Below are 446 nucleotides of genomic sequence, written 5' to 3'. Positions count from 1 at the left end.
GTTGATACCAGCGCACCGGATAGCAGCAGCACCAGCGTCAGCATCGATAACATCACCGCGGACAACATCCTGAATGCGACAGAAGCCACAGGCAACGTCACCATCAGCGGAAGCGTCAGCGGAGAGTATCGCGTCGGCGATGCGGTAAACGTCAACGTCAATGGCACCGACATTCCGACCACCGTACAAACCGGCGGAACGTGGAGCATCAGTGTTGCTGGCAGTGAACTGGTGGCCGATGCAGACAAAACCATCCACGTCAGCGTCAGTGCCAGCGATGCCGCGGGCAACGTGGGCGTGGTGACACAGGACAAACTCTACAGCGTTGATACCAGCGCACCGGATAGCAGCAGCACCAGCGTCAGCATCGATAACATCACTGCGGACAACATCCTGAATGCGACAGAAGCCACAGGCAACGTCACCATCAGCGGAAGCGTCAGCGG

General features: G+C 58.3%; 1 protein-coding gene. It reads left to right on the top strand.

The window, feature by feature from the left end; genetic code table 11:
- Nucleotides 1–446 (top strand): Ig-like domain-containing protein (locus IAE20_RS16690; protein WP_200529626.1); only part of this gene is annotated, 446 nt, incomplete at both ends.

This window comes from Acinetobacter sp. S54 (assembly GCF_016624945.1).
Lineage (GTDB): Bacteria > Pseudomonadota > Gammaproteobacteria > Pseudomonadales > Moraxellaceae > Acinetobacter.
The sequence above is the reverse complement of the archived record's forward strand: the minus strand, read 5'-3'. Positions and strand labels throughout refer to the sequence as shown.